Source organism: Ensifer sp. 22521, assembly GCF_052044795.1.
Classification (GTDB): domain Bacteria; phylum Pseudomonadota; class Alphaproteobacteria; order Rhizobiales; family Rhizobiaceae; genus Ensifer.
Genome location: NZ_JBQENM010000002.1, coordinates 113989 through 139261, shown reverse-complemented (window position 1 = coordinate 139261; position 25273 = coordinate 113989). Strand labels below are relative to the sequence as shown.

General features: G+C 62.9%; 20 protein-coding genes. 6 read left to right on the top strand and 14 right to left on the bottom strand.

All coding sequences use genetic code 11. The features are described 5' to 3' along the window. Positions 1 to 20 precede the first annotated feature (20 nt). The 6 genes from ACTJKE_RS02785 to ACTJKE_RS02760 form a co-directional block, all read right to left on the bottom strand. Positions 21 to 800 (bottom strand): 3-ketoacyl-ACP reductase, encoded by a 780-nt coding sequence (locus ACTJKE_RS02785; protein WP_093233456.1) that lies wholly within the window; start codon positions 798 to 800, stop codon positions 21 to 23. Further along, entirely contained in the window at positions 797 to 2296 is a 1500-nt protein-coding gene (locus ACTJKE_RS02780; RefSeq protein ID WP_093233457.1) for an FAD-dependent oxidoreductase, read from the bottom strand. The genes ACTJKE_RS02785 and ACTJKE_RS02780 overlap by 4 nt, the downstream gene beginning before the upstream one ends. 6 nt (positions 2297 to 2302) lie before the next feature. Beyond that, positions 2303 to 3415, bottom strand: coding sequence for an ABC transporter ATP-binding protein (locus tag ACTJKE_RS02775; protein ID WP_057254853.1), 1113 nt, complete (start codon positions 3413 to 3415; stop codon positions 2303 to 2305). Positions 3416 to 3419: 4 nt separating this feature from the next. Next, on the bottom strand, positions 3420 to 4301 hold the full coding sequence (locus ACTJKE_RS02770) for a carbohydrate ABC transporter permease (protein WP_057254852.1): 882 nt from the start codon (positions 4299 to 4301) through the stop codon (positions 3420 to 3422). Next, complete coding sequence (locus ACTJKE_RS02765; RefSeq protein ID WP_057254851.1) at positions 4301 to 5179, bottom strand: carbohydrate ABC transporter permease; 879 nt, start codon at positions 5177 to 5179, stop codon at positions 4301 to 4303. Before ACTJKE_RS02765 ends, ACTJKE_RS02770 begins: the two co-directional genes overlap by 1 nt. A 172-nt stretch (positions 5180 to 5351) precedes the next feature. Further along, positions 5352 to 6584: an ABC transporter substrate-binding protein gene (locus ACTJKE_RS02760; RefSeq protein ID WP_373419844.1), complete on the bottom strand. Its 1233-nt coding sequence runs from the start codon at positions 6582 to 6584 to the stop codon at positions 5352 to 5354. Positions 6585 to 6899: 315 nt separating this feature from the next. Here ACTJKE_RS02760 and ACTJKE_RS02755 point away from each other — a divergent pair, with 315 nt between their 5' ends. Next, positions 6900 to 7964, top strand: coding sequence for a LacI family transcriptional regulator (locus ACTJKE_RS02755; protein WP_058328036.1), 1065 nt, complete (start codon positions 6900 to 6902; stop codon positions 7962 to 7964). 102 nt (positions 7965 to 8066) lie between these two features. On the opposite strand, the gene ACTJKE_RS02750 is transcribed toward ACTJKE_RS02755, so the two are convergent. The 5 genes from ACTJKE_RS02750 to ACTJKE_RS02730 are packed head-to-tail and all read right to left on the bottom strand — an operon-like array spanning position 8067 to position 14008. Next, entirely contained in the window at positions 8067 to 9575 is a 1509-nt protein-coding gene (locus ACTJKE_RS02750) for an aldehyde dehydrogenase family protein (RefSeq protein WP_058328037.1), read from the bottom strand. Continuing rightward, the gene (locus ACTJKE_RS02745) at positions 9575 to 10354 is read right to left on the bottom strand and encodes an enoyl-CoA hydratase/isomerase family protein (RefSeq protein ID WP_057254847.1); all 780 of its coding nucleotides are present in this window, start codon (positions 10352 to 10354) and stop codon (positions 9575 to 9577) included. Before ACTJKE_RS02745 ends, ACTJKE_RS02750 begins: the two co-directional genes overlap by 1 nt. Then, positions 10347 to 11966 carry an acyl CoA:acetate/3-ketoacid CoA transferase gene (locus ACTJKE_RS02740; protein WP_112995627.1) on the bottom strand — a complete coding sequence of 540 codons (1620 nt, stop codon included), beginning with the start codon at positions 11964 to 11966 and terminating at the stop codon, positions 10347 to 10349. Before ACTJKE_RS02740 ends, ACTJKE_RS02745 begins: the two co-directional genes overlap by 8 nt. A gap of 3 nt (positions 11967 to 11969) precedes the next feature. After that, positions 11970 to 12971: a Gfo/Idh/MocA family protein gene (locus tag ACTJKE_RS02735; RefSeq protein WP_112995626.1), complete on the bottom strand. Its 1002-nt coding sequence runs from the start codon at positions 12969 to 12971 to the stop codon at positions 11970 to 11972. Then, positions 12968 to 14008 (bottom strand): LacI family DNA-binding transcriptional regulator, encoded by a 1041-nt coding sequence (locus ACTJKE_RS02730; protein WP_112995625.1) that lies wholly within the window; start codon positions 14006 to 14008, stop codon positions 12968 to 12970. Before ACTJKE_RS02730 ends, ACTJKE_RS02735 begins: the two co-directional genes overlap by 4 nt. 299 nt (positions 14009 to 14307) lie before the next feature. Between ACTJKE_RS02730 and ACTJKE_RS02725 the strand changes: the two genes are divergently transcribed. Beyond that, on the top strand, positions 14308 to 15480 hold the full coding sequence (locus ACTJKE_RS02725; RefSeq protein ID WP_112995624.1) for a dihydrodipicolinate synthase family protein: 1173 nt from the start codon (positions 14308 to 14310) through the stop codon (positions 15478 to 15480). 69 nt (positions 15481 to 15549) lie between these two features. On the opposite strand, the gene ACTJKE_RS02720 is transcribed toward ACTJKE_RS02725, so the two are convergent. After that, a complete protein-coding gene (locus ACTJKE_RS02720; RefSeq protein WP_440691145.1) occupies positions 15550 to 17613 on the bottom strand; it encodes a M3 family metallopeptidase in 2064 nt (687 codons plus the stop codon). 106 nt (positions 17614 to 17719) lie between these two features. Next, the gene (locus ACTJKE_RS02715) at positions 17720 to 18361 is read right to left on the bottom strand and encodes a LysE family translocator (RefSeq protein WP_112995622.1); all 642 of its coding nucleotides are present in this window, start codon (positions 18359 to 18361) and stop codon (positions 17720 to 17722) included. 364 nt (positions 18362 to 18725) lie between these two features. Between ACTJKE_RS02715 and leuB the strand changes: the two genes are divergently transcribed. Both leuB and ACTJKE_RS02705 read left to right on the top strand, forming a co-directional pair. Then, positions 18726 to 19838, top strand: coding sequence for a 3-isopropylmalate dehydrogenase (gene leuB, locus ACTJKE_RS02710; RefSeq protein ID WP_425985771.1), 1113 nt, complete (start codon positions 18726 to 18728; stop codon positions 19836 to 19838). 195 nt (positions 19839 to 20033) lie between these two features. Beyond that, positions 20034 to 20723 carry a phosphatase PAP2 family protein gene (locus ACTJKE_RS02705; protein WP_113133127.1) on the top strand — a complete coding sequence of 230 codons (690 nt, stop codon included), beginning with the start codon at positions 20034 to 20036 and terminating at the stop codon, positions 20721 to 20723. A 105-nt stretch (positions 20724 to 20828) separates the two neighbouring features. Here ACTJKE_RS02705 and ACTJKE_RS02700 read toward each other — a convergent pair whose 3' ends face one another. Further along, positions 20829 to 22718, bottom strand: coding sequence for an MFS transporter (locus tag ACTJKE_RS02700; RefSeq protein WP_057251995.1), 1890 nt, complete (start codon positions 22716 to 22718; stop codon positions 20829 to 20831). A 497-nt stretch (positions 22719 to 23215) separates the two neighbouring features. Between ACTJKE_RS02700 and ACTJKE_RS02695 the strand changes: the two genes are divergently transcribed. Further along, a complete protein-coding gene (locus ACTJKE_RS02695; protein ID WP_057251996.1) occupies positions 23216 to 24250 on the top strand; it encodes an aspartate-semialdehyde dehydrogenase in 1035 nt (344 codons plus the stop codon). 194 nt (positions 24251 to 24444) lie between these two features. Continuing rightward, entirely contained in the window at positions 24445 to 25266 is an 822-nt protein-coding gene (locus ACTJKE_RS02690) for a lytic murein transglycosylase (RefSeq protein ID WP_093233510.1), read from the top strand. The last annotated feature ends 7 nt before the right edge of the window (positions 25267 to 25273 follow it).

Below are 25273 nucleotides of genomic sequence, written 5' to 3'. Positions count from 1 at the left end.
CTGTAAGTCCTGCCTGTTTCCTAGAGTCGGCCGATCGAAAGGCCGCCATCCGCCTGGATGACAGAACCCGTGGCAAAGCCGAATTTGCCACCGGCGAGACCGGCCACCATGTTGCCGATATCCGCCGGCTCGCCCCAACGGCGCATCGGCACCAGCCCGCCATCGATCAGAGTGTCGTATTTCGCCGAGACGCCCGCGGTCATGTCGGAGCGGATGATGCCCGGCCGGATCTCGAAGACCGAGATTCCGGTATTGGCGAGCCGTAGCGCCAGCCCCTGGCTGAAGGCGGCAAGCCCGGCCTTGGTCATGCAATAGTCGAGCCGCTCCGGCGAACTCATCGTCGCCGAAACCGAGGTGATGTTGATGATCGACCGCGGCGTCACATCGGCCGGATCGGTCAGCATCGACACCAGAACGGCCTGGGTGAAAAACACCGTGCCGCGCAGGTTGGTGGCGACGATCGTGTCGAAATTCTCCGGCAGCAGGTCGAGAAAGTCACCCCTGACGACCGAGGCGATGCCGGCATTGTTGACGAGGCAGCGGATCGGGCCGAGCTCGGCGCGAACGCGCTCAACGGTGGCGCCATGCCCGCCGACATCGGCAAGATTGGCCTCGATGTAGATGGCCCGGCCGCTGTCGCCCGCAAGTTCGGCAAGCGTCTGGTCCGTGGCAGTGTCTGGAGCGCCGAGACCGGTGATGGCGATGTCGAAACCGTCGCGCGCAAGCGCGCGGGCAACGCCGAGCCCGATGCCGCGGCGGCCGCCGGTGACGATGGCGACGGGACGCGTCGATGACGTCATGATCGGAACTCCTTCGCAACGATATGGTCGGCGACGCGCAGCGCCTGGGCGGCAACCGTCAGCGCCGGATTGACGGCGGCGGACGTGGGCAGAAAGGCGGCGTCGACGACGAAGAGATTGGGGTGGTCGAAGGCACGGCAATAGACGTCGAGCGGCGCGTCCTTCGGGTCGGTGCCGATTCGCACCGTGCCGCATTGGTGCGACGGCGTGCGCTTGTCGAAGGCCTGGGAAAGCACGATCGGATAGCCGGCGGCCTTGAAGTGCGCGCGCATCTTCGCTTCGAGCCCGGAAAGTGCCTCCATGTTCGAGCGCCGCCACTGCATGATGATGCCCTTGCCGTCGACCATGATACGACTTTCCGGGTTCGGCAGGTCCTCGGTCATCATGTACCAGTCGACCGCATGACCGGCCATGAAGTCGAAGGCGAAGCGTGGCCCCCAGATCGGCGCATTGGCCTTGAGGATGTCGGCATTGATCTTGCCGAGCAGCTGGACATTGCCGAGTGGCAGGCCATCCCTACCGCCGGTCAGGTAATAGTCGTTCAGCATCAGCGTCTTCTGGTAGATGCTGTCGTTGCGCCTGAACGGATTGATCGCCAGCATGGCGCTGCAATTGTGGTTCATGAAGTTGCGGCCGACCTGGTCGGAAGCGTTTGCCAGCCCCTTGCCGTCGCCGGAGCGCAGCAGGATGGCCGCCGAATTGATCGCGCCCGCCGCCAGGATCACCAGCTTCGGCGACAGCTTCTTCTTCTCGCCCCTGTGGGTATAGTGGATCGCCTCGATCCGGCCGCCCGGCCCCGCCTCCAACGTGTCGACATGGGCTGAGGTGATCAGCTCGATATTGGGGTCCTTCAGGGCGGCCGCAAGCGATGCGGTCTCGGCATCCTTCTTGCCCTTGCCGGTGTTGGGAAATCCGTCCCATGGCGTGCGCCCGCCGGCGAGCCACGTCTCGATATCGACACCGAGCGGCAGCGTCGCCGGGTGCAGTCCCTGCGCCTTCAACTCGGCGCGCGCGCGGGCAATCGCCGGCTCGTCCGGTACCGGGCCGTGAGGATAGGGCGAGGCATGGAACGGCTCCGTCGGGTCCTGGCCCAGCTCGCCGCGCACCTCGAACAATTGCTCGGCCTTGCCGTACCACGGCTCCAGCTCTTCATAGGCAAAGGGCCAGGCCGGCGAGACGCCGCCAAGGTGCTGCATCTCGGTGAAATCCTCGGCACGGTAGCGCAGGAGCACCGCGCCGAACAGCTTGGAATTGCCGCCGACGAAGTAGAAATTTCCCGGATTGAACTCGGCACCATCGGGCTCGCGCCACATCTCCTTTGGCCGGAAATGGCCCTTGACGAAGATCGAGCTGTAGCTGCGCGCCTCCGGCGTATCGGGCAGGCGCTCGCCGCGCTCGAGGATGGCGATGCGGGCACCGGAGCCGGCAAGCCCCGCCGCAAGGGTGGAGCCGCCGATACCCGACCCGATGATGACGATGTCCGGCTGCTCCTGCATCGTTCGTTACACGATCCGCTGCTGGCTCTGCGGGTCGAAGAACACCGCCTTGTCGAGGTTGAAGGCAAGGCGCGAGGTCTGGCCGGGGGCGATGCGCGCATCGGCGCGCAGGCGAGCAACGACCTCCTTGCCGCCGAGACGGGTCACCGCGAAAGTGTCCGAACCCGCGGGCTCAACCACCTCGATCAGGCATTCACCTTCGACGATCGCCTTGGCATTGCGGTCGGCCCCGTCAGGATCGGTCAGCGCTTCCGGACGGATGCCGAAGACGACGTCCTTGCCGGCATAGGCGGCGAGTGCGCCGTTATGCGGCACCGCCAGCTTCATCGGCTCGGCGTTCGGGCGCGCGAGCGTGACGGCAACGTCGGAACCGCTCTTTTCGATGCGCGCCGTCAACAGGTTCATGGCCGGCGAGCCCATGAAGTCGGCGACGAACATGTTGGCCGGATTGTTGTAGATCTCCGCCGGCGTTCCGAACTGCTGCAGCACGCCGTCCTTCAAGACCGCGATCTTGGTCGCCAGCGTCATCGCCTCGATCTGGTCGTGCGTGACGTAGACGATCGTCGTCTTCATGCGATGGTGCAGGCGCTTGATCTCGGTGCGCATGTCGACGCGCAGCTTGGCGTCGAGGTTGGACAGCGGCTCGTCGAACAGGAAGACCTGCGGGTTGCGCACCAGCGCACGGCCCATGGCGACGCGCTGGCGCTGACCGCCGGAAAGCTGGCTCGGCTTGCGGTCGAGCAGATGGCCGATCTGCAGCATGTCGGCGACCTGCTTGATCGCCTTTTCGCGCTCGTCCTTCGGCACGCCGCGGATTTCCATGCCGAAGGCGATGTTTCCGGCGACCGTCATGTTCGGATAGAGCGCGTAGGACTGGAACACCATGGCGATGTCGCGCTTCGACGGATGCAGATCGGCGACCGAGCGGCCATTGATGGCGATCTCCCCCGACGTGATCGGCTCCAGCCCGGCAATCGTGTTGAGCAGCGTGGACTTGCCGCAGCCCGAGGGGCCGACGAGCACGAGGAAACCACCCTTTTCAATCTCCAGGTTGATGTCCTTCAGGATCTCGAGCGAGCCATAGGATTTGCGCAGGTTGCTGATTTTCAAGAAAGACATGAGCTTATCCTTTCACGGCGCCCGACATCAGCCCGCGAACGAAGTAGCGGCCGGACACGATGTAGACGATGAGCGTTGGCAGGGCGGCAAGGATCGCGCCTGCGAAGTGAACGTTGTATTCCTTGACCCCGGTCGACGACGAAACGAGGTTGTTGAGCGCGACCGTCATCGGCGTCGAATAGGGGCCGGAGAAAGACGCACCGAACAGGAAGTCGTTCCAGATGTTGGTGAACTGCCAGATGACCGAAACGACGATGATTGGGCCGGACGACGGCAGGAGGATGCGCCAGAAGATCTGGAAGAAGCTGGCGCCATCGATCTGCGCCGCGCGCACCAGTTCCGTCGGAAACGCCTCGTAGTAGTTGCGGAAGTAAAGCGTCGTGAAGCCCAGGCCGTAGATCACATGGACGAAGATCAGGCCCCAGATCGAACCGGCGAGCCCCAGGATACCGAGGATGCGCGCCATCGGGATCAGCACGATCTGGAACGGGATGAAGCAGGACAAGAGCAGCATGCCGAAGAAGATGTTGGCACCGGGAAAGCGCCACTTCGTCAGCACGTAGCCATTGAGCGCGCCGATGATCGTCGAGATCGCCACGGCCGGCACCACCATCAGGATCGAGTTGATGAAGAAGGGTTTCAGGCCGGTCGGCTGCACACCGATCTGCGCCGTCGACCAGGCCTGAAGCCAGGGCTCGATGGTAAAGGTTTGCGGCAGGTTGAGCATGCCGCCCTGGCGGATCTCATCGAGCGGCTTCACCGAATTCACCAGCATCACATAGAGCGGCAGCAGCGAATAGAGCGCGAAAAGGATCAGTGCGGTATAGATCAGCGCACGGGTGAGGCGGTTGTGCGAGATGATGTTGTCTGGGCTCGGAGCGCTCATCAGCGTTTTGCTCCCCGGATTTCGGAATAGAGGTACGGCACGATGATCGAGAAGATCATCACCAGCATGATGATCGCCGAGGACGCGCCGATGCCCATCTGGTTGCGGGTGAAGGTGTAGGAATACATGAAGGTCGCCGGCAGTTCGGTCGCCTGCCCCGGGCCGCCGCCGGTCAAGGCGATGATCAGGTCGTAGGCCTTGATCGCCAGGTGCGCGAGCACCACGAAGGCCGACAGGAACACCGGCCGCATCAAGGGAATGATGATCCGGCGATAGATCGTCGAGGTCTTGGCGCCGTCGATCTGTGCTGCCTTGATAATCTCGTTGTCGACGCCGCGAAGGCCGGCCAGGAACATCGCCATGATGAAGCCGGTCGACTGCCAGACCGCGGCAATCACGACGCAGTAGATCGCGTAGTTGCGGTCCTTGATCCAGTTGAAGGAGAAGCTCTCCCAGCCCCAGAGATGCATGGTGTTTTCAAGACCGATGCCAGGATCGAGGAACCACTTCCAGGCCGTTCCCGTCACGATGAACGAGAGCGCCATCGGATAGAGGTAGATCGGCCGCAGGAAACCTTCGGCCCGGATCTTCTGGTCGAGCAGGATTGCCAGCCCGAGACCGAGCACGGAGCAGATGGCGATATAGAGCGCGGCGAAGATCGCCAGGTTGCTCACCGCCCGCCACCAGTGCGGCAGCGCCCACAGTTTCGCGTAATTGCTGAACCCGACGAAATTGTAGGACGGCAGCATCTTGCTGTCCGTCATCGACAAGAAGCCGGTATAGGCAATGAAGCCATAGACAAAGATCAGGACGATAAGGAAGCTCGGGGCAAGGACCAGCTTCGGTATCAGGTCCTGCAGGCGGCTGCGGCTATCCATGAACGTTCACCACTTCTGGCGCGGCCGTCGGGAAATCCCTGATATCGGCATCCGCGCGAGGTTCTGGGTATCGAAGCGCCCTTCCCCGCGTCCTATTGGCCACGGCGGTACGACGACGCTTGCATGTCGGAATGGGTGTCCGGGGCGCTTTGAGCGCCCCGGAACGAGCCCGTTACTTCGCGGCCTCGACCGCTGTGACCAGTTCCTTGACGGCCTCTTCGGACGTCAGTTCGCCGTTGAACTCACGCGTCACGACGTCGTAGATCGCGTTCTTGACGGCAGCCGGGTTGGCATGGCCATGCGCCATGGAACCGAAAAGCTTGCCGTTGCTGTTGGCTTCGGCGAGGTCCTTGATGCCCTTCTTGCCGCAAGCGTCGAAGTCCGTGTCCGGAACGTCGGTGCGGGCCGGGACCGAACCCTTGACGACGTTGAAGGCCGACTGGAAGGTCGGGCTTTCGATGGCCGAAGCCATGGCGAGCTGCGCCGGAACCTTGTCGTCAGCAACCTTGAACATCGCGAACTGGTCGGAGTTGAAGGTGACCGAGCCTTGCGTGCCCGGGAAGCGCATGCAGACGAAATCGGTGCCAGGCACCTTCTTGGCCTTCAGGAACTCGCCCTTCGCCCAGTCGCCCATGAACTGCAGGCCGGCCTTGTTCTCGATGACCATGGCGGAAGCGAGGTTCCAGTCGCGACCGGAGAAGTTGTCGTCGACATAGGAGCGCAGCTTCGTCATGCGATCGAAGGCTTCCTTCATCTTGTCGCCGCCGAGCGCTGCCGGGTCGAGATCGATGAAGGCCTGCTTGTAGAAGTCGGTGCCGAGCGAAAGCACGACGGCGTCAAAAATCGTCGCATCCTGCCAGGGCTGGCCGCCATGAGCAATCGGGGTGATCCCTTGAGCCTTGAAGTTGTCGAGCAGAGCGATCAGCTCGTCCCAATTGGCCGGCTCCTTGCCGCCAGCCTTGTCGAGTGCGGCCTTGTTGATCCAGACCCAGTTGGTCGAATGCACGTTGACCGGAGCTGCGATCCAGTGGCCGTCATACTTCGAGAACTGCTGCAGGGCGGTCGGAACGACCTTGTCCCAGCCTTCCTTGGCAGCCGTCTCGTCGAGGTTGCCGAGCGCGCCTTCCTTGGCCCAGTCGAGAATGTCGAAGCCGAGCATCTGCACGGCGGTCGGAGCGTTGCCCGCGGTGACGCGAGCGCGCAGGACGGTCATGGCTTCCGTGCCGCCACCGCCGGCAACCGGCATGTCGGTCCAGGTGATGCCCTTGCTTTCCAGATCCTTCTTCAGAACGTCGAGCGCGGCAGCTTCGCCACCGGATGTCCACCAGTGCAGAACTTCCACATTCTCGGCTGCGCGCGCGGCGGTGGCCGCCATCATCAGCGCCACAACGGCCGTCGTCGTCATCAACTTGCGCATCGTTATCCTCCCGTTTGCAAGTTTTCGAAGTGGAACCTCCTTCCACCCCGGAATTCGCGCCGCTCTAGCCAGCGGCTGGCCATTTAAAACGTTATAAATTCAGCAAGTCAAGCATTCCGCCATTTTGTATTTTAGCACCTTCGGAACCTTTTGAATTTGCTGAATTATATAGCACGCATTAGCTATTGCAGTGCAGCAAATCATGCCGCGATGCGAGATTTAAAACGTTTTCATGATTCGATTGCCTAAGCGTTCGCACCACGTTACAAAACCCGCTCTCGCCCGCTCTCAGGATGACTTGCATTGGCCGATCCCTCCAAGCCCGCCCATCGCGAAGACGGTGGCTCCACCGCCAAGCGCGGCAAGCCGACCCTTCGCACGATCGCGGAAATCACCGGCCTTGCGGTCACCACCGTATCCCGCGCGCTTTCCGATGCGCCGCAGATTTCGCTCGATACCCGCAAGCGGGTGCGCGAGGTCGCCGATGAGATCGGCTACTCGCCCGACCGCGCCGCCCAGCGCCTGAAGACCGGCCGCACCAATGTCATCGGCGTGCTGCTCGACCCGCATGAGGAAATCCTGGGCTACGGCACGTCGATCATGAGCGGCATCGCCAAGGCGCTGCAGGGCACGGCGTTTCACCTGATCGTCATGCCGAACTTCCTGAATTCGACCAATGTCGAGGCGGTCAACTACATCACCCGCAACGGCATGGCCGACGGCCTGATCTTCTCGCGCACGGAACCGCTCGATCCCCGCGTCCGGCTGCTGTCGGATCTCGGCTTTCCCTTCGTCACCCATGGGCGCACTGAGCTTTCCACCCCGCATCCCTATGTCGACTACGACAACTTCACCTTTTCCTACCAGGCGACGAAACGCCTGATCGCCAAGGGCAGGCGCAAGCCGGCTCTCATCAGCGGTCCCGCCGGTTTCACCTTCGCCGGTCATCTGCAGCATGGCTTCATGACCGCCGTGCGCGAGGCCGGCTGCGCCTATGAGATCCTCACCGGCATCGACCTTGATAGCCCCGCCGGCGCGATCCGCGACCGTATCCGGCAGCGCTACGCCGAGCCCGGTCCGCCGGACAGTTTCATGTGCGGCGGGGAGGTCTGCGCGCTCGCAACCATCACCGGCATGAGCGATTGCGGGCTGACGCTTGGCCGCGAATACGACATCGTGGCCAAGCAGACCTCGCATCTGCTGAGCGCCATCCAGCCGCAGGTCGAGACGATCTACGAAGACCTGACGGCAACCGGCGAGGATATGGGCCGGGTGCTCCTGCAGAAGATCGGCGGCGAAAGCGACGTCAGCAAGCTGCAACTGTTGCTCTGTCCGCAGATCCCCGCGAGTTTCAGCACGGCGGGCTGAGCGGGCGGAAAAGATGCGCAAGGCCGCGTCGCGTGACGCTGCCTCCTGCCGCCTCTGATCTCCGCCCTCGATCCGCATGTCTTCTCCTCCCTCGCCCTAGCCTTAACGCGGCATCCACCAGCCGGTGCGCGGCCCCATATGCATGTTGAGCGTCTTGGTCTCAGTGTAATCCTCGACCGAATGTCGGCCGAGCTCGCGGCCGAGGCCGGACTGGCGGTAGCCGCCGAAGGGCAGCTCCGACGCACCATCCATGAAGGTGTTCATCCAGATGGTGCCGGCGCGCACGCGGCGGCCGATCGTCAGGCAGGTGTCGAAGTCGCGGCTCCAGACGCCGGCCGAAAGACCGTAGTCGATCGCATTGGCTATGCTGATCGCTTCCTCGGTCGACTCGAAGGTCAATACCGAGAGAACCGGGCCGAACACCTCTTCGCGCGCCACCGCCATGTCGGGGCGCACGGCCGAGAGGATCGTCGGCGCCATGAACTGGCCCATGCCGAGATCGAGCGCCGTGCCGCCATGCGCGACCGCCGCCCCCTCCTTCGACGCAGCAGAAACATAGCCGGCAATTTTTTCCAGATGCTGCGGCGTGATGATCGCGCCGACCTGGGTTTCCGGATCGAGCGGATCGCCGACCTTGACCTTGGCCGAAAGCTCAGCGATCCGCCGCGTCACCTCGTCGGCGATATCGCGATGCAGGATCAGGCGCGAACCGGCATTGCAGCATTCACCGGCGTTGAAATAGGCGCCGAAGACGGCGGCATCGATGAATTCGTCGAGATTGGCGTCCGGGAACACGATCTGCGGGTTCTTGCCGCCGAGTTCCAACGACACCTTCTTCAGCGTCTGTGCGGCATTGGCCATGGTCAGGCGACCAACACCGGTCGAACCGGTGAAAGAGACCATGTCGACATCCGGATGCGTCGTCATCGGCGCACCGACCTCCGGCCCCGTGCCGGTGATGATGTTAACGACTCCAGCGGGAACGCCGGCCGCTTCGAGGATTTCGCCGAGCAGCAGGGTCGAGGCCGAGGTCAGTTCCGACGGTTTGACGACCGTGGTGCAGCCCGCAGCCAAGGCAAACGGCAGCTTCTGGCTGACGATCAGGAAGGGGAAGTTCCAGGGGGTGATGATCGACACGACGCCGATCGCCTCGCGCAGCACGACACCGAGTGTGCCATCCCCGAGCGTGTTGTAGCTCTCGCCATGCAGATCGCGGGCAAGGGCCGCGGCATAGCGCCAGATATCGGCGGCACCGCCAAGTTCGCCCTTAGCCTGGCTGATCGGCTTGCCGGATTCGATCGCGTCGAGATAGGCCAACTCATCGGCCCGTTCCGCGATGATGTCGGCGGCACGAAGCAGCACAAGCGAACGCTGCGACGCGGTCATGCGCGGCCAGCTGCCCTCGTCGAAGGCGCGACGTGCGGCGGCGATCGCCTTTTCGGCGTCTGCCTTCGTGCCCGCCTGGTAGCGGCTGACGACGACGCCATGGCCCGGCGACACGCGCTCGATGATGCGCCCCTCGGCGCTGTCCACCCATTTGCCGTCGATCAGCATCTGGAAGGCGCGGACCTTGTGGTCGCCAAGCGCCTTGGGTTTCACGAGCACGGTCATTACCATTCTCCCTTGAATTGGGCTTCACGCTTTTCGGAAAAGGCGGCAACGCCTTCCTTGAGGTCGCCGGTCTTGGCGACCAGGATCGAACCGAGAGCCTCGACCGCCGAGCCATTGTCTTCGCCATTCGCCGAAGCGATCATCAGTTTCGAGATTTCGAGTGCCGCCGGGCCGCGCTTCGCAACACGCGCCGCGTAGTCGCGGGCGGCAGCAAGGACCGTGCCGGTCTCGACGACGGCATCGACCAAACCTTCCTTGAGCGCAGTCTCGGCAGTGAACATCTCGCCACCCAGCACCATGCGCCGCACGATCTGGGCACCGAAGCGCGAGACCAGGCGCTGCGTGCCCGACCAACCGGGAACCATGCCGAGGCTCGTTTCCGGCAGACCGATCTTGATCTGCGCCTCGGCCAGGCGGATGTCGGCCGCGGCCGCAAGCTCCAGCCCGCCTCCGAGCGCGTGGCCGTTGAGCGCGGCGATCACAGGCATGCGCAACGTCGCCAGCCGCTCGAACACACGATGGCCGAAGCGCACCCAGTCATGACCGAATGCGGGCGCATCCATGCCGCCCCAGGCCTTGATGTCGCCGCCGGCCGAAAACGCCTTGCCCTCACCGGTGAGGATGACAACGCGGATGTTGCGGTCGGCCTCTACCGTATCGCAGGCGGCGGCCAGGGCCTTCAGCATGTCGATGTCGAAGGCGTTGAGCTTTTCCGGGCGGGCGACCGTCATGGTCGCGATCGCGCCTTCTATCTCAATTCGGATGCGCCCCTCAGCCATGGTGGCCTCCGTCGAGCCGACGCTGCGCCTTTTTCGGCAGCTCAAGCCCGATCAGTGCGTCCTGGAAGAGGGCAGCATCCATCGTTTTCAGCTGATTGGACACGATCAGCGGAAACTCCGACTGATCAAGAATATGGGTCTGCAGATCGACGCCCGGCGCGATCTCCGTCAGCATGACGCCCTCAGGCGTCAGCTTCATCACGCAGCGCTCGGTCACATAGGTGATGTCCTGGCCTTGCTCGATGCCGCGACGGCCGGAGAAGGTGACGTGTTCGACCTCGTTGACCAGCTTCTTCAGCTTGCCTTCCTTCTCGATCACCAGCTTGCCATCGCCGATCGAAAGCTTGGCGCCGGCATTGAACATGCCGGAAAAGACGATCTTCTTCGCCCGCGCCGTGATGTCGACGAAGCCGCCGGCGCCGGCCGTCACATGCGGACGGAACGAGAGCTTTGAGACATTGACCGAGCCGTGACGGTCGATCTCGAGGAACGAAAGCAGCGACGCGTCGAAGCCGGCACCCTGGAAATAGGTGAACTGGTAGGGCGAAGGCATGAAGGCATCAGCGTTCGAGGCGCAGCCGAAAGCGAAATCGAGAAGCGGCACGCCGCCGACGGCGCCCTGCTCGATCACCCAGGTGACCGCGCCATGCAGGCCTTCTTCGAGCAGGATGCGCGGCACGTTGGCCGAGATGCCGAAGCCGAGATTGACGGCGCTGCCAGCCTCAAGCTCCTGCGCCACACGGCGGGCAATGACCTTCTGGATGTTGAATTCCGGCACGCGGAAGCTCTCGAGCGGTCGGAAGATTTCGCCTGAGATCGCCGGATCGTAGAGCGTCTGGGTCGTCTGCTTCTGGTCGGGATCGACGATGACATAGTCGACAAGCACGCCCGGCACCCGCACGTCGTGCGGCTTCAACGAGCCTTCCTTGGTGATGCGCTTGACCTGGGCAATGACGATGCCGCCGTTGTTGCGAGCGGCGAGCGCCTGGTCGAGACCGCCGAGATAAGCGCCCTCGTGTTCATAGGTGAGGTTGCCGCGCTCGTCCGCGGTGGTGGCGCGGATGATGGCCACCTGCGGCGCGATCGCCTTGAAATACAGCCAGTCCTCGCCCTCGAACGAGACCTTCTTGACCACCGGCTCGGCGGCGGCCGAAGCATTCATCGCGCAGCCTTCGCGCGACGGGTCGACAAAGGTGTCGAGGCCGACCTTGGTCATCACGCCCGGCCGCTTGGCCGCGGCTTCGCGGTGCATATCGAAGAGGATGCCGGACGGGACGTTGTAGGCGGCAACCTCGTTGGCGCCGATCATCTGCCAGATCAGCGGCGGTTCCGCACTCGACGGGCCCGAGGGATAGGAGCCGCCGATGATCTTCTTCAGGAGGCCCTTCTTCGCGATGTAGTCGACACCTTTGATGCCGCTCATGTCGCCGGCGGCGATCGGGTGCAGTGTCGTGAGATCGCGCGGATGACCGGTCGCCTCGAAGCGCTCACCGATCGCCTTCAGCATCAGGTCGGGGCAGCCGAGTCCGCTGGACGACGAGACGGAAACCACCGCACCATCCGGGATCAGGGCAGCCGCTTCGGCCGGCGAGATATGCTTGTTCATCGACATCGTTCAAAGTCCCGTTTCGATCGCCACGGCCTGGCCGGTCGCAGCCGCCTTGGCCACGGCAAGACCCGTCGCCAGCGACCAGACGCCATCTTCGCCCGTCGCCGAAGGACGGCCTTCGCCTCTGACGGCAGCATGGAAGGCGGAAAGTGCGGTTTCGTAGAGATTGCGATGGTCGAGCGATAGCTCGGTCTCACCATCGGCATTGCGCAGCGTCACGGTCCCGACCGGTCGCTGCGTCATGACCTTTCGGCCGATCAGCGAACCGTCGGTGCCATGCACCTCAAGGCCGGTATCGGCAAACCTGGTGGTAAAGGCGTCATGGAACTGGGCGATGACGCCAGAGCGGAAGTGGAGCACGCCCATGACGCCGTCTTCCAGACCTTCCTTGCCCATGCCGGCGCTATGGCTGATGGCGACCGCTTCGATCGGGTCGTCATTGAGAATGAAGCGCAGCGTATCGGCATCGTGCACGGTGATGTCGAGGATCACGCCGCCGCCGGCATCCGGCCGCTCCAGCCGCCAGCCCTGGAGATGCGGAGGCAGATAGACCGCATGGAAGACGCGTGCGGCAATCGGCCGACCGATCTTACCCTCGGCGATCGCGTTGCGCATGGCACGATGGGTGGCGGCATTGCGCAGGTGGTGGTTGGTGGCGAGCACCACGCCCGCCTCACACGCCTTCAGCACCATCTCGCAGCCATCATTGAGGTTCATCGCCAGCGGCTTCTCGCAAAGCACATGTTTGCCGGCGGCGATCGCCGCCAGCGTCTGTTCGCGATGCAATTCGTTGGTGGTCGAGACATAGACCGCATCGACGTCGGGATCGCCGACAAGTTCGGCAACTGACGTCACCGACTTCGGAATGCCGTTTTCTTCGGCATAGGCAGCGCCTCGCTCGGCGTTGGTGCTCATGACCGAGACGACCTCACCGCCGGCGGCGCGGATCGCGCCAATCACCCATTCACGCGCAATCGTGCTTGCGCCGATCAGACCCCACCGCGTCATGCCAAAACCTCCCTTTTCCTCTCGACCGCAGCGCCGCAGCTCTGGCGAACGACGAGGCGCACCGAACCGACGATCGCTTCGGGTTCCGCCTTGCCGGCCTTGATCTGCTTCAACAGCAATTCGGCAGCCCGCTGACCCATGCCCTGCGGATCGACGGAAACCGTCGTCAGTGCCGGCACGGCGGTCTTCGCCTCGATCACGTCGTCGAAGCCGATGACGGCGAAATCGGCGCCTGGCTCCAGCCGCCGCGCCCTGAGGCCATCGCAGACGCCGAAGGCGACCGCATCGTTGAAGCACAGCGCCGCCGTCGGCCGGTCGGCGAGCATCATCGCCTGTTCCACCGCCGTTACCCCGCCGGCGCGCGACGGCGCCGAACCGATGATCAGCGCCTCCGACACCGGCATCCCGGCCTCGATAAGGGCGTCGCAGTAGCCGCGCATGCGCGCCTCGAACACGGCAGTATCGGAAAAGCCGCCGAGGAAGGCGATGCGCTGGTGGCCACGCTCGATCAGGTGACGCACGGCCGCCATGGCGCCGGCGTGGTTGTCGGATATCAGTGAAGAAACGTCGGCGCCGGCAATGTCGCGCACGACAAGCACGACGGGAATGCCGCTATCGACCAGAGGCGCGAGATCGGCAACTTCCGTGCCGCGCGCCGGAGAGACGATCAGGCCGGAGACGCCGTGCTCACGCATCGACGCCACCACTTCGCGCTGACGCTCGATCTTTTCACCGGTGTTGGCGAGGAACTGCACGAAGCCAGCCGACTGAACGACCGCATCGACGCCGACAGCGAGTTCGGCAAAGAAGCTGTTGGTGAGATCGTTGACGACGATGCCGATGATCTTGGATTTCGACTGGCGAAGATTGGCAGCTCCACGGTTGTAGACATAGCCGAGATCGCGGATGGCCGCATTCACCTTGGCGCGGGTCGCCTCGTTGACGAGCGAACTGCCCTGAAGGACGAGCGACACGGTCGACTTCGACACGCCGGCGGCGTGCGCAATATCGATGACCGTCACCCGTTCCTTGACCACAGCATCCTCCCGAATTCTCGTACCTGCTTTTCTCTTTCATAATTGGAACGTTCCAATTTCGTCAAGAGAGCCTTGATCACTTTTTTCCGTTTTGCTCGCTCACTGCAGGATTGGTCAGCCTGGTTGACCGATGCCACGTGTGACCATCGTGAACTTTAAACCAATGAAAAGAAATAATATTTTCTCTGTCGCGGCACCAACGATCAGGCGCATGCCATACACCCGAAAACATTGCCGCTTGCCATTTGGAACGATCCAAAGTATTTCAAGACAAACTTCCGCGGAGGAGACCAACCCCGATGACAAGCCTGACGCTGCCGCGCCAAGACGGCTCGCTCGAACACTACCGCCTGACGGGAACGCCAATCGCGCGGCCGCAGACGCCGCCGACCTTCAACCGCATCGCCTATGCGGCCGCCCATGTGGTCTCGGATCCTCTCCGGGATCTCGATCCCTGGGGCAATCCGGCGATCGACTGGGAGGCGACGCTGGCGTTTCGCCACCATCTCTGGAGCCTTGGCTTCAAGATCGCCGAGGCGATGGACACCGCCCAACGCGGTATGGGTCTTGCCTGGCCCGGCGCGCAGGAACTGATCCGCCGCTCGCTCGCCGAAGCGCGGCAGGTTCCGGGCGCCGATCTTGCCTGCGGTGCCGGCACCGACCACCTGGCGCCGACCGATGCGCGATCGCTGGACGACGTGATTGCCGCCTACGAAGAGCAGGTCGGCTTCGTCGAAGGCGAGGGCGGCAGGGCGATCATGATGGCAAGCCGCGCACTCGCCCGCGTTGCCCGCTCCGCCGACGACTATCGCCATGTCTATGGGCGCATCCTCGGCCAGACCCGACACAAGGTCGTGCTGCACTGGCTCGGCGACATGTTCGACCCGCAACTTCGGGGTTACTGGGGCTCTGAGGACTTCGACCAGGCGCTCGATACCGTGCTCTCGATCATCGAAGCCAACCGCGACAAGGTCGAAGGCATCAAGATCTCGCTGCTCGACAACGCCAGGGAAGTGGCGCTACGCAACCGCCTGCCGGACGGCGTGCTCTGCTTTACCGGCGACGATTTCAACTATGCGGAACTGATCGAAGGCGACGGCACGAAGTTTAGCCACGCCCTGCTCGGCATTTTCGATGCGGTGGCACCCTCCGCCTCCAAGGCGCTCGCAGCACTCGCCAAGAGTGACCTCGCCACCTTCCGCGGCGTGATCGAGCCGACCGTGCCGTTGTCACGCAAGATCTTCGAGGCGCCTACGCAATACTACAAGGCCGGGGTCGTTTTCCTTGCCTGGCTGAACGGGCACCAGCGCCACTTCACCATGCCCGCCGGCATGCAGTCCGCCCGCGGGGCGCTGCACTATGCCGACATCTTCCGTCTCGCCGACCGCGCCAATGTGCTCGACCGGCCGGAACTGGCGGCGCAACGGATGCAAAGCCTGCTATCGACATTTGGCGTCGAGCAGAGCGCTTGAGCAGAATGCTAAAACGGCGCCCGAGGGCGCCGTTCCATATCCAGCCAACCGGGCAGGTTTCAGGACACCTCAGGTCGCCAGGCCCTTCTTTGCCAGCATCGCATCCGGGCTCGGCAGCTTGCCGCGGAACGCCTTGTAAGCATCCTCCGGATCGATCGAGCCGCCGACCGAATAGATATTGTCCTTGAGGCGGGCGGCCATCGCCGGATCGAAGGCATTGCCGGTTTCCTCGAAGGCCGCGAAGGCGTCGGCGTCGAGCACTTCCGACCACATGTAGGAATAGTAGCCTGCCGAATAGCCGTCGCCCGAGAAGACGTGCAGGAAATGTGGGCTGCGGTGGCGCATGACGATGGATTTCGGCATGCCGATCTCATCGAGCTTCTTTGCTTCGAGCGCCATCGGCTCCGCCGTCTCCTCGGCCGTGTGGTAGGCCATGTCGACCAGAGCAGAAGAAGTGAACTCGACGGTGGCGAAGCCGGAGTTAAACGTCCGGGCGGCGAGCACCTTGTCAAGCAGCGCCTGCGGCATCGGCTCGCCGGTCTGGTAATGCACTGCGTAGCGCTTGAGGATCTCCGGCACCGTCAGCCAATGTTCGTAGAGCTGCGACGGCAGCTCTACGAAATCGCGCGACACACCGGTACCCGAAACGGACGGATAGGTGACGTTGGATAGCATGCCATGCAAGGCATGGCCAAACTCGTGGAAGAGCGTGCGGGCATCGTCGAGCGACAGCAGTGCCGGCTTGCCCTCGGCGGGTTTGGCAAAATTGCAGACGTTATAAATGATCGGCAGTTCGCCTTCGGCGCCGTTCTTCAGTTTCAGCTTGTGCTGCGACTGGAACGAGCTCATCCAGGCGCCGGAACGCTTCGACGACCGGGCGAAATAATCGCCGAGGAAGAGGGCCACCAGCTTGCCGGACGCGTCCTTGATCTCGAAGACCCGCACGTCAGGATGATAGGCGGCGATGCCTTTCTTCTCCGTCGCGGTGATGCCGAACAGGCGCTTGGCAACGTCGAAGCAAGCTTCGATGATCTTTTCGAGCTGCAGGTAAGGCTTGAGCTCGCCTTCGGAGAAATTGAACTTCTCGGCCCGGAGCTTTTCGGCATAATGGCGCCAGTCCCAGGGCATGACGTCGTGATTGCGACCCTCGCCGGCAACGAGCCGGGCAAGCTCCGCCTCTTCCTCGTGGGCGCGGGCAACGGCCTTTTCCCAGACCTGCATCAGGAGACCGTTCACTGCGGCCGGCGTCTTCGCCATGGTGTCGTCGAGCTTCAGCGACGCGAAGTTTTCATAGCCGAGCAGCTTCGCCTTTTCCGCGCGCAGCGCCAGCATCTCGGCGATCAGCCCGCGATTGTCGGTGTCGCCGCCGTTTTCGCCTCGCGCGACCCAGGCGCGGAAGGCCTGTTCACGGAGCTCGCGATTTTCCGAGAAGGTCAGGAACGGTTCGATGATCGAGCGCGACAGGGTAACCGCGTATTTTCCCTTCTGGCCACGGTCCTCGGCCACTGCCGCCATGGCGTCGCGAAGGAAGTCCGGCACACCGGCGAGCTGTTCCTCGCTTTCGAGGAACAGAACCCAGTTCTTCTCGTCGGCAAGCACGTTCTGCCCGAACTTCGCGCCGATGCCGGCGAGCTTTTCGTTGATCGCGGCCAGCCGCTCCTGCTCGGGTTTTGCGAGCTTGGCGCCGGATTTGACGAAACCCTTCCAGTGCCGCTCGAGCACACGGGTCGCTTCAAGATCAAGCCCCAGGGACTGGCGGCCTTCCCACAGCGTGTCGATGCGCTTGAACAGCGCGGCATTCATGCCGATCTTGGAATAGTGCCGCGACATCTTCGGGGCGATATCGCGCTCCAGCGCCTGAACCGTTTCGTTCGTGTCGGCCCCGGCCTTATTCCAGAAGATGGAGGACACGCGCGAAAGTGCATCGCCGGCGATTTCGAGAGCAACGATAGTATTTCCGAAGGTCGGACCGGCGGAATTATCGGCAATCGCGTCAATCTCCGCTTCGTGCTCCCGGAAGGCCGCTTCGAACGCCGGCGCGAAATCCTCGTCCTTTACCAGATCGAAACGCGGCAGGCCCTCGTGGCCTGTCCATGACGTGAGCGCGGGATTGAGCGGGGTGCTGGTGGTCATCAGAAATCCTTTCGCATGCGGTCCGGCTTAGGTCCGGGGAGGGGGGCCGGCGACCTCTGACATGAGGAAGCGGCGAAAATGAAGGTGGTTGCCGGCAGGGATACCGTCAAGGCTTGCGCAGGCCGAGAAGCCCCGGCGCGGCGTGCCAGATCGCCTGGACGGCAAAGCCCATGAACAGGAGACCGGAGAGCCTGACGATTGCCAGTTCGTGGCGTCGGTAGAAACGCCGCACCACAGAGGTGCCGATGATGACGATCAGGATCAGGTCGGCAACGAGAAAGCCGATGAGCGAGACGCCAAGCAGCGCCGGAAGCGTATTGAACTCAAGCGCGTTCGCCGAGCTGGCAAGCAGCGCCGTGAAGGTTGCGAGCGCCACCGGATATCCCTTGGGATTGGTGAGCCCAAAGATCAGGCCGCGCCGCAGCGGACGCTCGACGGTCAGGAGTGCCCGGTTCTCGCCCGCCGGCCTCGCACGGAGTGCCGTCCAGCCGATCCAGCCGAGATAGGCGCCGCAAAACAGCCCGAGAATATCGAAGATCGTGGTGCCGACCGAGCGCGCGCCAACGATGGCAACCAGCGCCAGGGTCGACCAGAGAACGTCACCCGCCAGGTGCCCGCCCATGAACAAGGCGCCTGCCTTGCGCCCCTGGCCGGCGCCGATGCCGAGCAACGCCAGAAACGCCGGTCCGGGAATGAGGACATAGGAAAGGGCGGCGAGAAAGGCTCCGATCAGCAGCGTCTCGGACATGGCGGGTTCCCGGTTGTGTTGCCCGCATTCGATCCGGAGGCACCGATTCAGTCAAGAGGAAAGCTAAGCCAGCTATATGACGACGCAGGTGACCGCTTGCCAGCAAAGGTTAGATTCTTGGCCGTGGCGCGGATATGTGTGGCGACTGCATAGACGAACTTGCGCATGTTTTTCTCCTCGGAGAATCGATGGCCGGGCAAGATGCGCGGCCTCGAAAAGAGCATCCCACTTCCTCGGTAGAGCAGCTGTTCCGCCGGGAACGTGCCGCTCGCAGCCGCGCACAAATCTTTCGTCGCGGCGATTTCCCTCGACACGAAGTTGCGCTAGAACGCGGCCGAGTTTTCCCCCGCGAGAAGGACTATCCATGACTGTGCGCAACCTCTTCCTTCTGCCCGGCGACGGCATCGGCCCGGAAGCCATGGCGGAAGTCCGCAAAATCATCGCCTACATGAATGCCGAGCTTTCAGCCGGCTTCGTGACCGACGAGGGCCTGGTCGGCGGTTCGGCCTATGATGCCCATGGCCAGGCGATCTCGGAAGCGGACATGAAGAAGGCGCTGGCCGCCGATGCGGTGCTGTTTGGCGCCGTCGGCGGTCCGAAGTGGGATGCGGTGCCCTATGAAGTGCGTCCGGAAGCCGGTCTGCTGCGCCTGCGCAAGGATCTCGAACTGTTCGCCAACCTGCGTCCGGCGATCTGCTACCCGGCGCTGGCTGCCGCCTCGTCGCTGAAACCCGAACTCGTCGAAGGCCTCGACATCCTGATCGTGCGCGAACTGACCGGCGGCGTCTATTTCGGCGAGCCGAAGGAAATCATCGATCTCGGCAACGGCCAGAAGCGTGGCATCGACACCCAGGTCTACGACACCTACGAGATCGAGCGCATCGCCGGCGTCGCGTTCGAGCTTGCCCGCACGAGGCAGAACCGCGTCTGCTCGATGGAAAAGCGCAACGTCATGAAGTCGGGCGTGCTCTGGAACCAGGTGGTGACCGAGACGCACAAGGCAAAATACTCCGACGTCCAGCTCGAGCACATGCTGGCCGATGCCGGCGGCATGCAGCTGGTGCGCCAGCCCAAGCAGTTCGACGTCATCGTCACCGACAACCTGTTCGGCGACATGCTGTCGGACGTCGCGGCGATGCTGACCGGTTCGCTCGGCATGCTGCCGTCGGCCTCGCTCGGCGCCCCGGATGCGGTGACCGGCAAGCGCAAGGCGCTCTACGAGCCGGTGCACGGCTCGGCGCCTGACATTGCCGGCAAGGGCATTGCCAACCCGATCGCGATGATCGCCTCCTTTGCCATGTGCCTGCGCTATTCCTTCAACCTGGTGACGGAAGCCGACAATCTGGAGAAGGCGATCGCCGCCGTGCTCGACCAGGGCATCCGCACCGGCGACATCATGGCCGAGGGCGCGAAGAAGGTCGGCACGACGGAAATGGGCGATGCCATCCTCGCCGCGTTCAAGGCGCTGTCGGCCTGAGCCACCAACGATTCCAGTCGGCGTGATCTGACGCCTTCAGGCATAGCGAAAACAGACACCTCCGGAGCGCATCCGGAGGTGTTTTGCGTTTCATGGCCTTGAATTTGCCAAAAGAACCGACACATCGGGGAACTAGACGCCATGAGAAGAACGAACGCTGCGCAGACATGCGACGCGGCGGCAGGACGGAGATTCATGAACGGACCACTTGCGACCACCGGATGGATTGCACTGACTACCCTCGTCCTCGTGCTCGCACTCATTCCATTGGATCCGTATCTGTCGCAAAGCGCGCAGGCGCTGCCGGAAAGCATCGTCGATTTCAATCGGATGATCACGGACTTTGGGACGTTCGCCTGGATGATCTACCTTTCAGCTGGGGTCCTGGCAGCGACGTTCATCCTGCACCGCGCGGCAAACCAGGGGCCGCTTCAGCGCAGGGCAAGTGCCGCCCGCGATCTTGCAGCCTATTTCCTCCTGACGATCGGCACAGCCAGCGCGCTGGTCCACACACTGAAAATTATCGTCGGCCGGGCCCGGCCGGAACTCTTCACCGAGCTCGGCGCCTACAGCCTGACGCCGTTTGCCAACAGCGGTCTGTACGAAAGTTTCCCCTCCGGCCATTCGACCGCGGCCGGCGCCTTCTTCGGTGTCTTCGCCATGCTGATGCCGAAGCTGAGGCCACTCTTTCTGATCCTGGCGCTGACGATCGGCGTTTCCCGCGTCATCGTCGGCGCACACTACCCAAGCGACGTCGCAGCCGGGCTGCTGCTCGGTCTCTGGACATCCGTGATGGTGGCGTTTCTCTTCGCACGGCAGAACCGGCTGTTTCATCTGAGCGAGGGTGGATGGCCGCTCGTGGGGCGCAGCGATCCGCGCCCATAAAAAAGCCGGCGCGGAAGGCCGCGCCGGAGTCAGGAGAGCCATAGTAGCTCGGGGAAGATTTGGCGCGCTCCCGGGAAATGGTTNCGGGAGCGCGTGACTGCAGACTTAGTCCATCGCGTGAATGTCGCGGTCCTTCGTTTCCGGCAGGAACAGGAGGCCAATGACCAGCGTGATGCCTGCGAAGACGATCGGGTACCAGAGGCCGTAGTAGATATCGCCCTGGGCAGCACTCATCGCGAAGGCCGTTGCCGGAAGCAGGCCACCGAACCAGCCGTTGCCGATGTGGTAGGGCAGCGACATGCCGGTGTAGCGGATGCGGGTCGGGAAGAGTTCGACCAGCAGCGCAGCGATCGGGCCGTAGACCATGGTCACGTAGATGACGAGCACGGTCAGAACGGCGATGATCGTCGTCCAGTTGACATTGGCGGGATCCGCCACCATCGCGTAGGTGCCGCCGCCCGCGATCGTGTAGACGGCCATTTCGGTGGCAGTGCCGACTTCATCCTTCGTCAACAGCTTGTCGGCGACGAGCTTGTCGGCCGGAACCATGGTCTTCTCGCCGCCGCGAACGGCAGCCGGATCAAGCGCCAGTTCCGGGTTGGCGGCGACAAAGCCGTCAAGCTTGGATTCCGGAACCTTTGCCGCACCACGAACCAGCGGGTAGCCGGCATTGTGAAGCGCCGTGTTGGTTTGCTTTTCGAAGGCGGCATTGGCAGCCTTGGCGCCATCGCCTGCGGCGACCGCGTCGTAGCTGTTGATCGTGGTTTCGCCGACCTTGACCGTTGCGGCCGTACCCGCGGCGGCCGTCGTTACCACGTCGTAGGGCACCGAGTTCTTGGTGAGGAATGCGGTTGCGATGTCGCACGAGGTGGTGAACTTCGCCGTGCCCGTCGGGTTGAACTGGAATTTGCAATCGCCGGGGGCCGCGGTCACCGTCGCGCGGACGGTTGCCTGGGCTTGAGCGAGTGCCGGGTTACCAGCCCAGGTCAGCGCCTTGAACAGCGGGAAGTAGGTGAGCATGGCAAGCAGCAGGCCGGCCATGATGATCGGCTTGCGGCCGATCTTGTCGGAGAGCCAGCCGAAGAGCACGAAGAAGCCCGTACCGATCAAGAGCGAAGCGGCGACCATGATATTTGCCGACTGGCCGTCCACCTTGAGCACGCCCGTCAGGAAGAACAGCGCGTAGAACTGACCGGAGTACCAGACGACGGCCTGGCCGACGACGGCACCAAACAGTGCCAGAAGCGCGATCTTGGCATTCTTCCACTGACCGAAAGCTTCCGACAACGGTGCCTTGGAGCCCTTGCCCTCTTCCTTCATCTTCTTGAAGGCCGGCGATTCGTTCATCTTCAGGCGGATCCAGACGGAAACGCCGAGAAGCACGACGGAGACGAGGAACGGAATGCGCCAACCCCAGGCAGCAAAGGCTTCCTTGCCGACCAGGAACTGGACGAGGAGGATCACCACCAACGACAGGAACAGACCGAGCGTCGCTGTCGTCTGGATCCAGGAGGTGAAGTAACCGCGGCGCCCGTGCGGCGCATGCTCGGCCACATAAGTGGCGGCACCGCCATATTCACCGCCGAGCGCCAGGCCCTGCAGCATGCGCAGCGCGATCAGCAGGATCGGTGCGGCAATGCCGATCGAGGCAGCGCCGGGCAGGATGCCGACCAGGAAGGTCGACAGACCCATGATCAGGATCGTCACGAGGAAGGTGTACTTGCGGCCGACGAGGTCACCGAGGCGACCGAAGACCAGGGCGCCGAACGGGCGAACGAGGAAGCCCGCGGCAAAGGCCAGAAGCGCGAAAATGTTACGCGTCGTTTCCGGATAGGAACTGAAGAAGGTCGCGCCGATATAGACGGCAAGCGAGCCGTAAAGATAGAAATCGTACCATTCGAACACGGTACCAAGCGACGAGGCGAAGATGACCTTCTTCTCCTCGCCGGTCATTGGACGCGTTTTTGCGTCGTCCACTGTCGCGACATTTGCCATTTCGTTTATCCTCCACTCCAAAACAGCTTGTTGGAGCGCCCATTGGCTGGTCCGGCATTCCTCCCTAGAACCGCCGGACGTGGTGCGCCTGTTGAAGAGGATGTCAGAAAACCTGCGGCGCAGGCAGAGATGCTTTCGGCTTATGACTTTCGTCTAATGCGGCGATCGACCGCGGACCACGCCGGGGAAGCCACCACGATGCAGCGGCGTCTTGACTCTTCCCCAAAACCGCGTAAGAGCAGCGACGAACGAGGAAATCACCACCATGCGACCGATCGGTCCAGCCATCGCTGCTTTGATCCTGCCGGCCCTTGCCGCGGGGCAGGATGTCGATTTTTCGTTCGCTTGCAAAACAACGGCCAAAACGACGACGAAAACCGTCTGACGTCTCTGGCCCTCCGCTCTCTCCCCGGTAAGGCCGGGGACCGGAACCTTCGTGGCAACGCGCGCGGTTCCCCCTCCACCCGACGAGGAGAGACAGAAAGAGAGCTTAGATCATGGGTTTCAAGATTGCAGTCGCAGGCGCCACCGGCAATGTCGGCCGGGAGATGCTGAACATCCTTTCCGAACGCGGCTTTCCCGCGGATGAAGTGGTCGCGCTTGCTTCCGCCCGCTCCCAGGGCACGGAAGTTTCCTTTGGCGACAAGACCCTCAAGGTCAGGAACCTCGAAAACTACGATTTTTCCGATACCGATATCTGCCTGATGTCGGCCGGCGGCGCTGTTTCTCTCAAGTATTCGCCGAAGATCGGCCAGCAGGGCTGCGTCGTCATCGACAACTCTTCGGCCTGGCGCTACGACGCCGAAGTGCCGCTGATCGTGCCGGAAGTGAACCCGGACGCGATCTCGCTCTTCACCAAGAAGAACATCATCGCCAACCCGAATTGCTCGACGGCCCAGCTCGTCGTGGCGCTGAAGCCGCTGCACGACCATGCCAAGATCAAGCGCGTCGTCGTCTCGACCTACCAGTCGGTTTCCGGCGCCGGCAAGGACGGCATGGACGAACTCTTCAACCAGACCCGCGCCGTCTTCGTCGCTGATCCGATCGAATCGAAGAAGTTCACCAAGCGCATCGCCTTCAACGTCATCCCGCACATCGACGTGTTCATGGAAGACGGCTACACGAAGGAAGAGTGGAAGGTCCTGGCCGAAACCAAGAAGATGCTCGATCCGAAGATCAAGGTGACCTGCACGGCTGTGCGCGTTCCCGTCTTCATCGGCCATTCGGAATCGGTCAACATCGAGTTCGAGAACGAGATCACCGCAGACGAGGCCCGCGACATCCTGCGCGAAGCACCGGGTTGCCTGGTCGTCGACAAGCACGAAAACGGTGGCTACGTCACGCCTTACGAATGCGCCGGCGAAGATGCGACCTACATCTCGCGCATCCGCGAGGACGCAACCGTCGAAAACGGTCTCAACATCTGGGTCGTTTCCGACAACCTGCGCAAGGGTGCGGCACTCAACGCGATCCAGATTGCCGAGCTCCTGGTCAACCGCGGTCTCATCAAGCCGCGTAAGCAGGCCGCCTGAAACGGCAATTGAGCAATTCGTTCCCGCCGAGCCCATCCGGGCTTGGCGGGTTTCCTGTTTCACAATCGCGGGTCGTTTCGCCCCGGCTTCACGTGAAACCACGAAAAAGTTACCGCCGCTTCCGGCAGGTGACATGGCCGGCCAAGGCTGGCATTTTTGAAAGCAATGAGATTCGGGCTATGACGGGGTATTTCATGCACAGGGCAAAGTGCGTAGCGGTGGGGCTTGCTGCCCTGGTTTCGACTGTAGTTTTTCCGGCGGTGGCCTCCGCCGCCCAATGCGGCAACGACGGAAGCGGATTTGCTGCCTGGGTGCAGAATTTCAAGCAGGAAGCCTCAGGCAGCGGCATCAGCCCTGCGGTGCTCGACCGCGCCCTTTCCAGCGTCTCCTACAACAAGGCGACGATCCGCGCCGACCGCGGCCAGAAGAGCTTCAAGCTGTCGCTCGACCAGTTCATGCAGAAGCGCGGCGGTCAGACGATCATTTCCCGCGGCAAGAAGATGAAGCAGCAGAATGCGGCGCTCTTCACCAGCATTGAACGCCGCTTCGGCGTGCCCGCCGGCCCGCTGATCGCTATCTGGGGCATGGAAACAGGCTTTGGCGGCTTCATGGGCAAAGAGCATACGCTCTCGGCGGTTTCGACGCTCGCCTATGACTGCCGCCGCTCGGACTATTTCACCGACCAGCTCTATGCCGCCCTGCAGCTTGTACAGCGCGGTGACCTGAGCCCCGATGCGCGCGGTGCGGCCCACGGCGAGATCGGGCAGACCCAGTTCCTGCCGGCCAACGTCCTGAAATACGGCGTCGATGGCGACGGCAACGGCCACATCGACATGGTTCGCTCCAAGGCCGACGCGCTGGCCTCGACCGCCAACTTCCTGCGCGGTCACGGCTGGCAGCCGGGTGCCGGCTATCAACAAGGCCAGGCGAATTTCGGCGCGATCCAGGGCTGGAACGCGGCAACCGTCTACCAGCAGGCAATCGCCATCATCGGCGCCGAGATCGACGGCCTCTGATCGAACC

Excerpts from the sequence above, each read along its gene's own strand:
- ACTJKE_RS02785 (WP_093233456.1), bottom strand. The coding sequence starts at position 800 with ATGACGTCATCGACGCGTCCCGTCGCCATCGTCACCGGCGGCCGCCGC.
- ACTJKE_RS02780 (WP_093233457.1), bottom strand. The coding sequence starts at position 2,296 with ATGCAGGAGCAGCCGGACATCGTCATCATCGGGTCGGGTATCGGCGGC.
- ACTJKE_RS02775 (WP_057254853.1), bottom strand. The coding sequence starts at position 3,415 with ATGTCTTTCTTGAAAATCAGCAACCTGCGCAAATCCTATGGCTCGCTC.
- ACTJKE_RS02770 (WP_057254852.1), bottom strand. The coding sequence starts at position 4,301 with ATGAGCGCTCCGAGCCCAGACAACATCATCTCGCACAACCGCCTCACC.
- ACTJKE_RS02765 (WP_057254851.1), bottom strand. The coding sequence starts at position 5,179 with ATGGATAGCCGCAGCCGCCTGCAGGACCTGATACCGAAGCTGGTCCTT.
- ACTJKE_RS02760 (WP_373419844.1), bottom strand. The coding sequence starts at position 6,584 with ATGACGACGACGGCCGTTGTGGCGCTGATGATGGCGGCCACCGCCGCG.
- ACTJKE_RS02750 (WP_058328037.1), bottom strand. The coding sequence starts at position 9,575 with ATGACCGTGCTCGTGAAACCCAAGGCGCTTGGCGACCACAAGGTCCGC.
- ACTJKE_RS02745 (WP_057254847.1), bottom strand. The coding sequence starts at position 10,354 with ATGGCTGAGGGGCGCATCCGAATTGAGATAGAAGGCGCGATCGCGACC.
- ACTJKE_RS02740 (WP_112995627.1), bottom strand. The coding sequence starts at position 11,966 with ATGTCGATGAACAAGCATATCTCGCCGGCCGAAGCGGCTGCCCTGATC.
- ACTJKE_RS02735 (WP_112995626.1), bottom strand. The coding sequence starts at position 12,971 with ATGACGCGGTGGGGTCTGATCGGCGCAAGCACGATTGCGCGTGAATGG.
- ACTJKE_RS02725 (WP_112995624.1), top strand. The coding sequence starts at position 14,308 with ATGACAAGCCTGACGCTGCCGCGCCAAGACGGCTCGCTCGAACACTAC.
- ACTJKE_RS02720 (WP_440691145.1), bottom strand. The coding sequence starts at position 17,613 with ATGACCACCAGCACCCCGCTCAATCCCGCGCTCACGTCATGGACAGGC.
- ACTJKE_RS02715 (WP_112995622.1), bottom strand. The coding sequence starts at position 18,361 with ATGTCCGAGACGCTGCTGATCGGAGCCTTTCTCGCCGCCCTTTCCTAT.
- leuB (WP_425985771.1), top strand. The coding sequence starts at position 18,726 with ATGACTGTGCGCAACCTCTTCCTTCTGCCCGGCGACGGCATCGGCCCG.
- ACTJKE_RS02705 (WP_113133127.1), top strand. The coding sequence starts at position 20,034 with ATGAACGGACCACTTGCGACCACCGGATGGATTGCACTGACTACCCTC.
- ACTJKE_RS02700 (WP_057251995.1), bottom strand. The coding sequence starts at position 22,718 with ATGGCAAATGTCGCGACAGTGGACGACGCAAAAACGCGTCCAATGACC.
- ACTJKE_RS02695 (WP_057251996.1), top strand. The coding sequence starts at position 23,216 with ATGGGTTTCAAGATTGCAGTCGCAGGCGCCACCGGCAATGTCGGCCGG.
- ACTJKE_RS02690 (WP_093233510.1), top strand. The coding sequence starts at position 24,445 with ATGCACAGGGCAAAGTGCGTAGCGGTGGGGCTTGCTGCCCTGGTTTCG.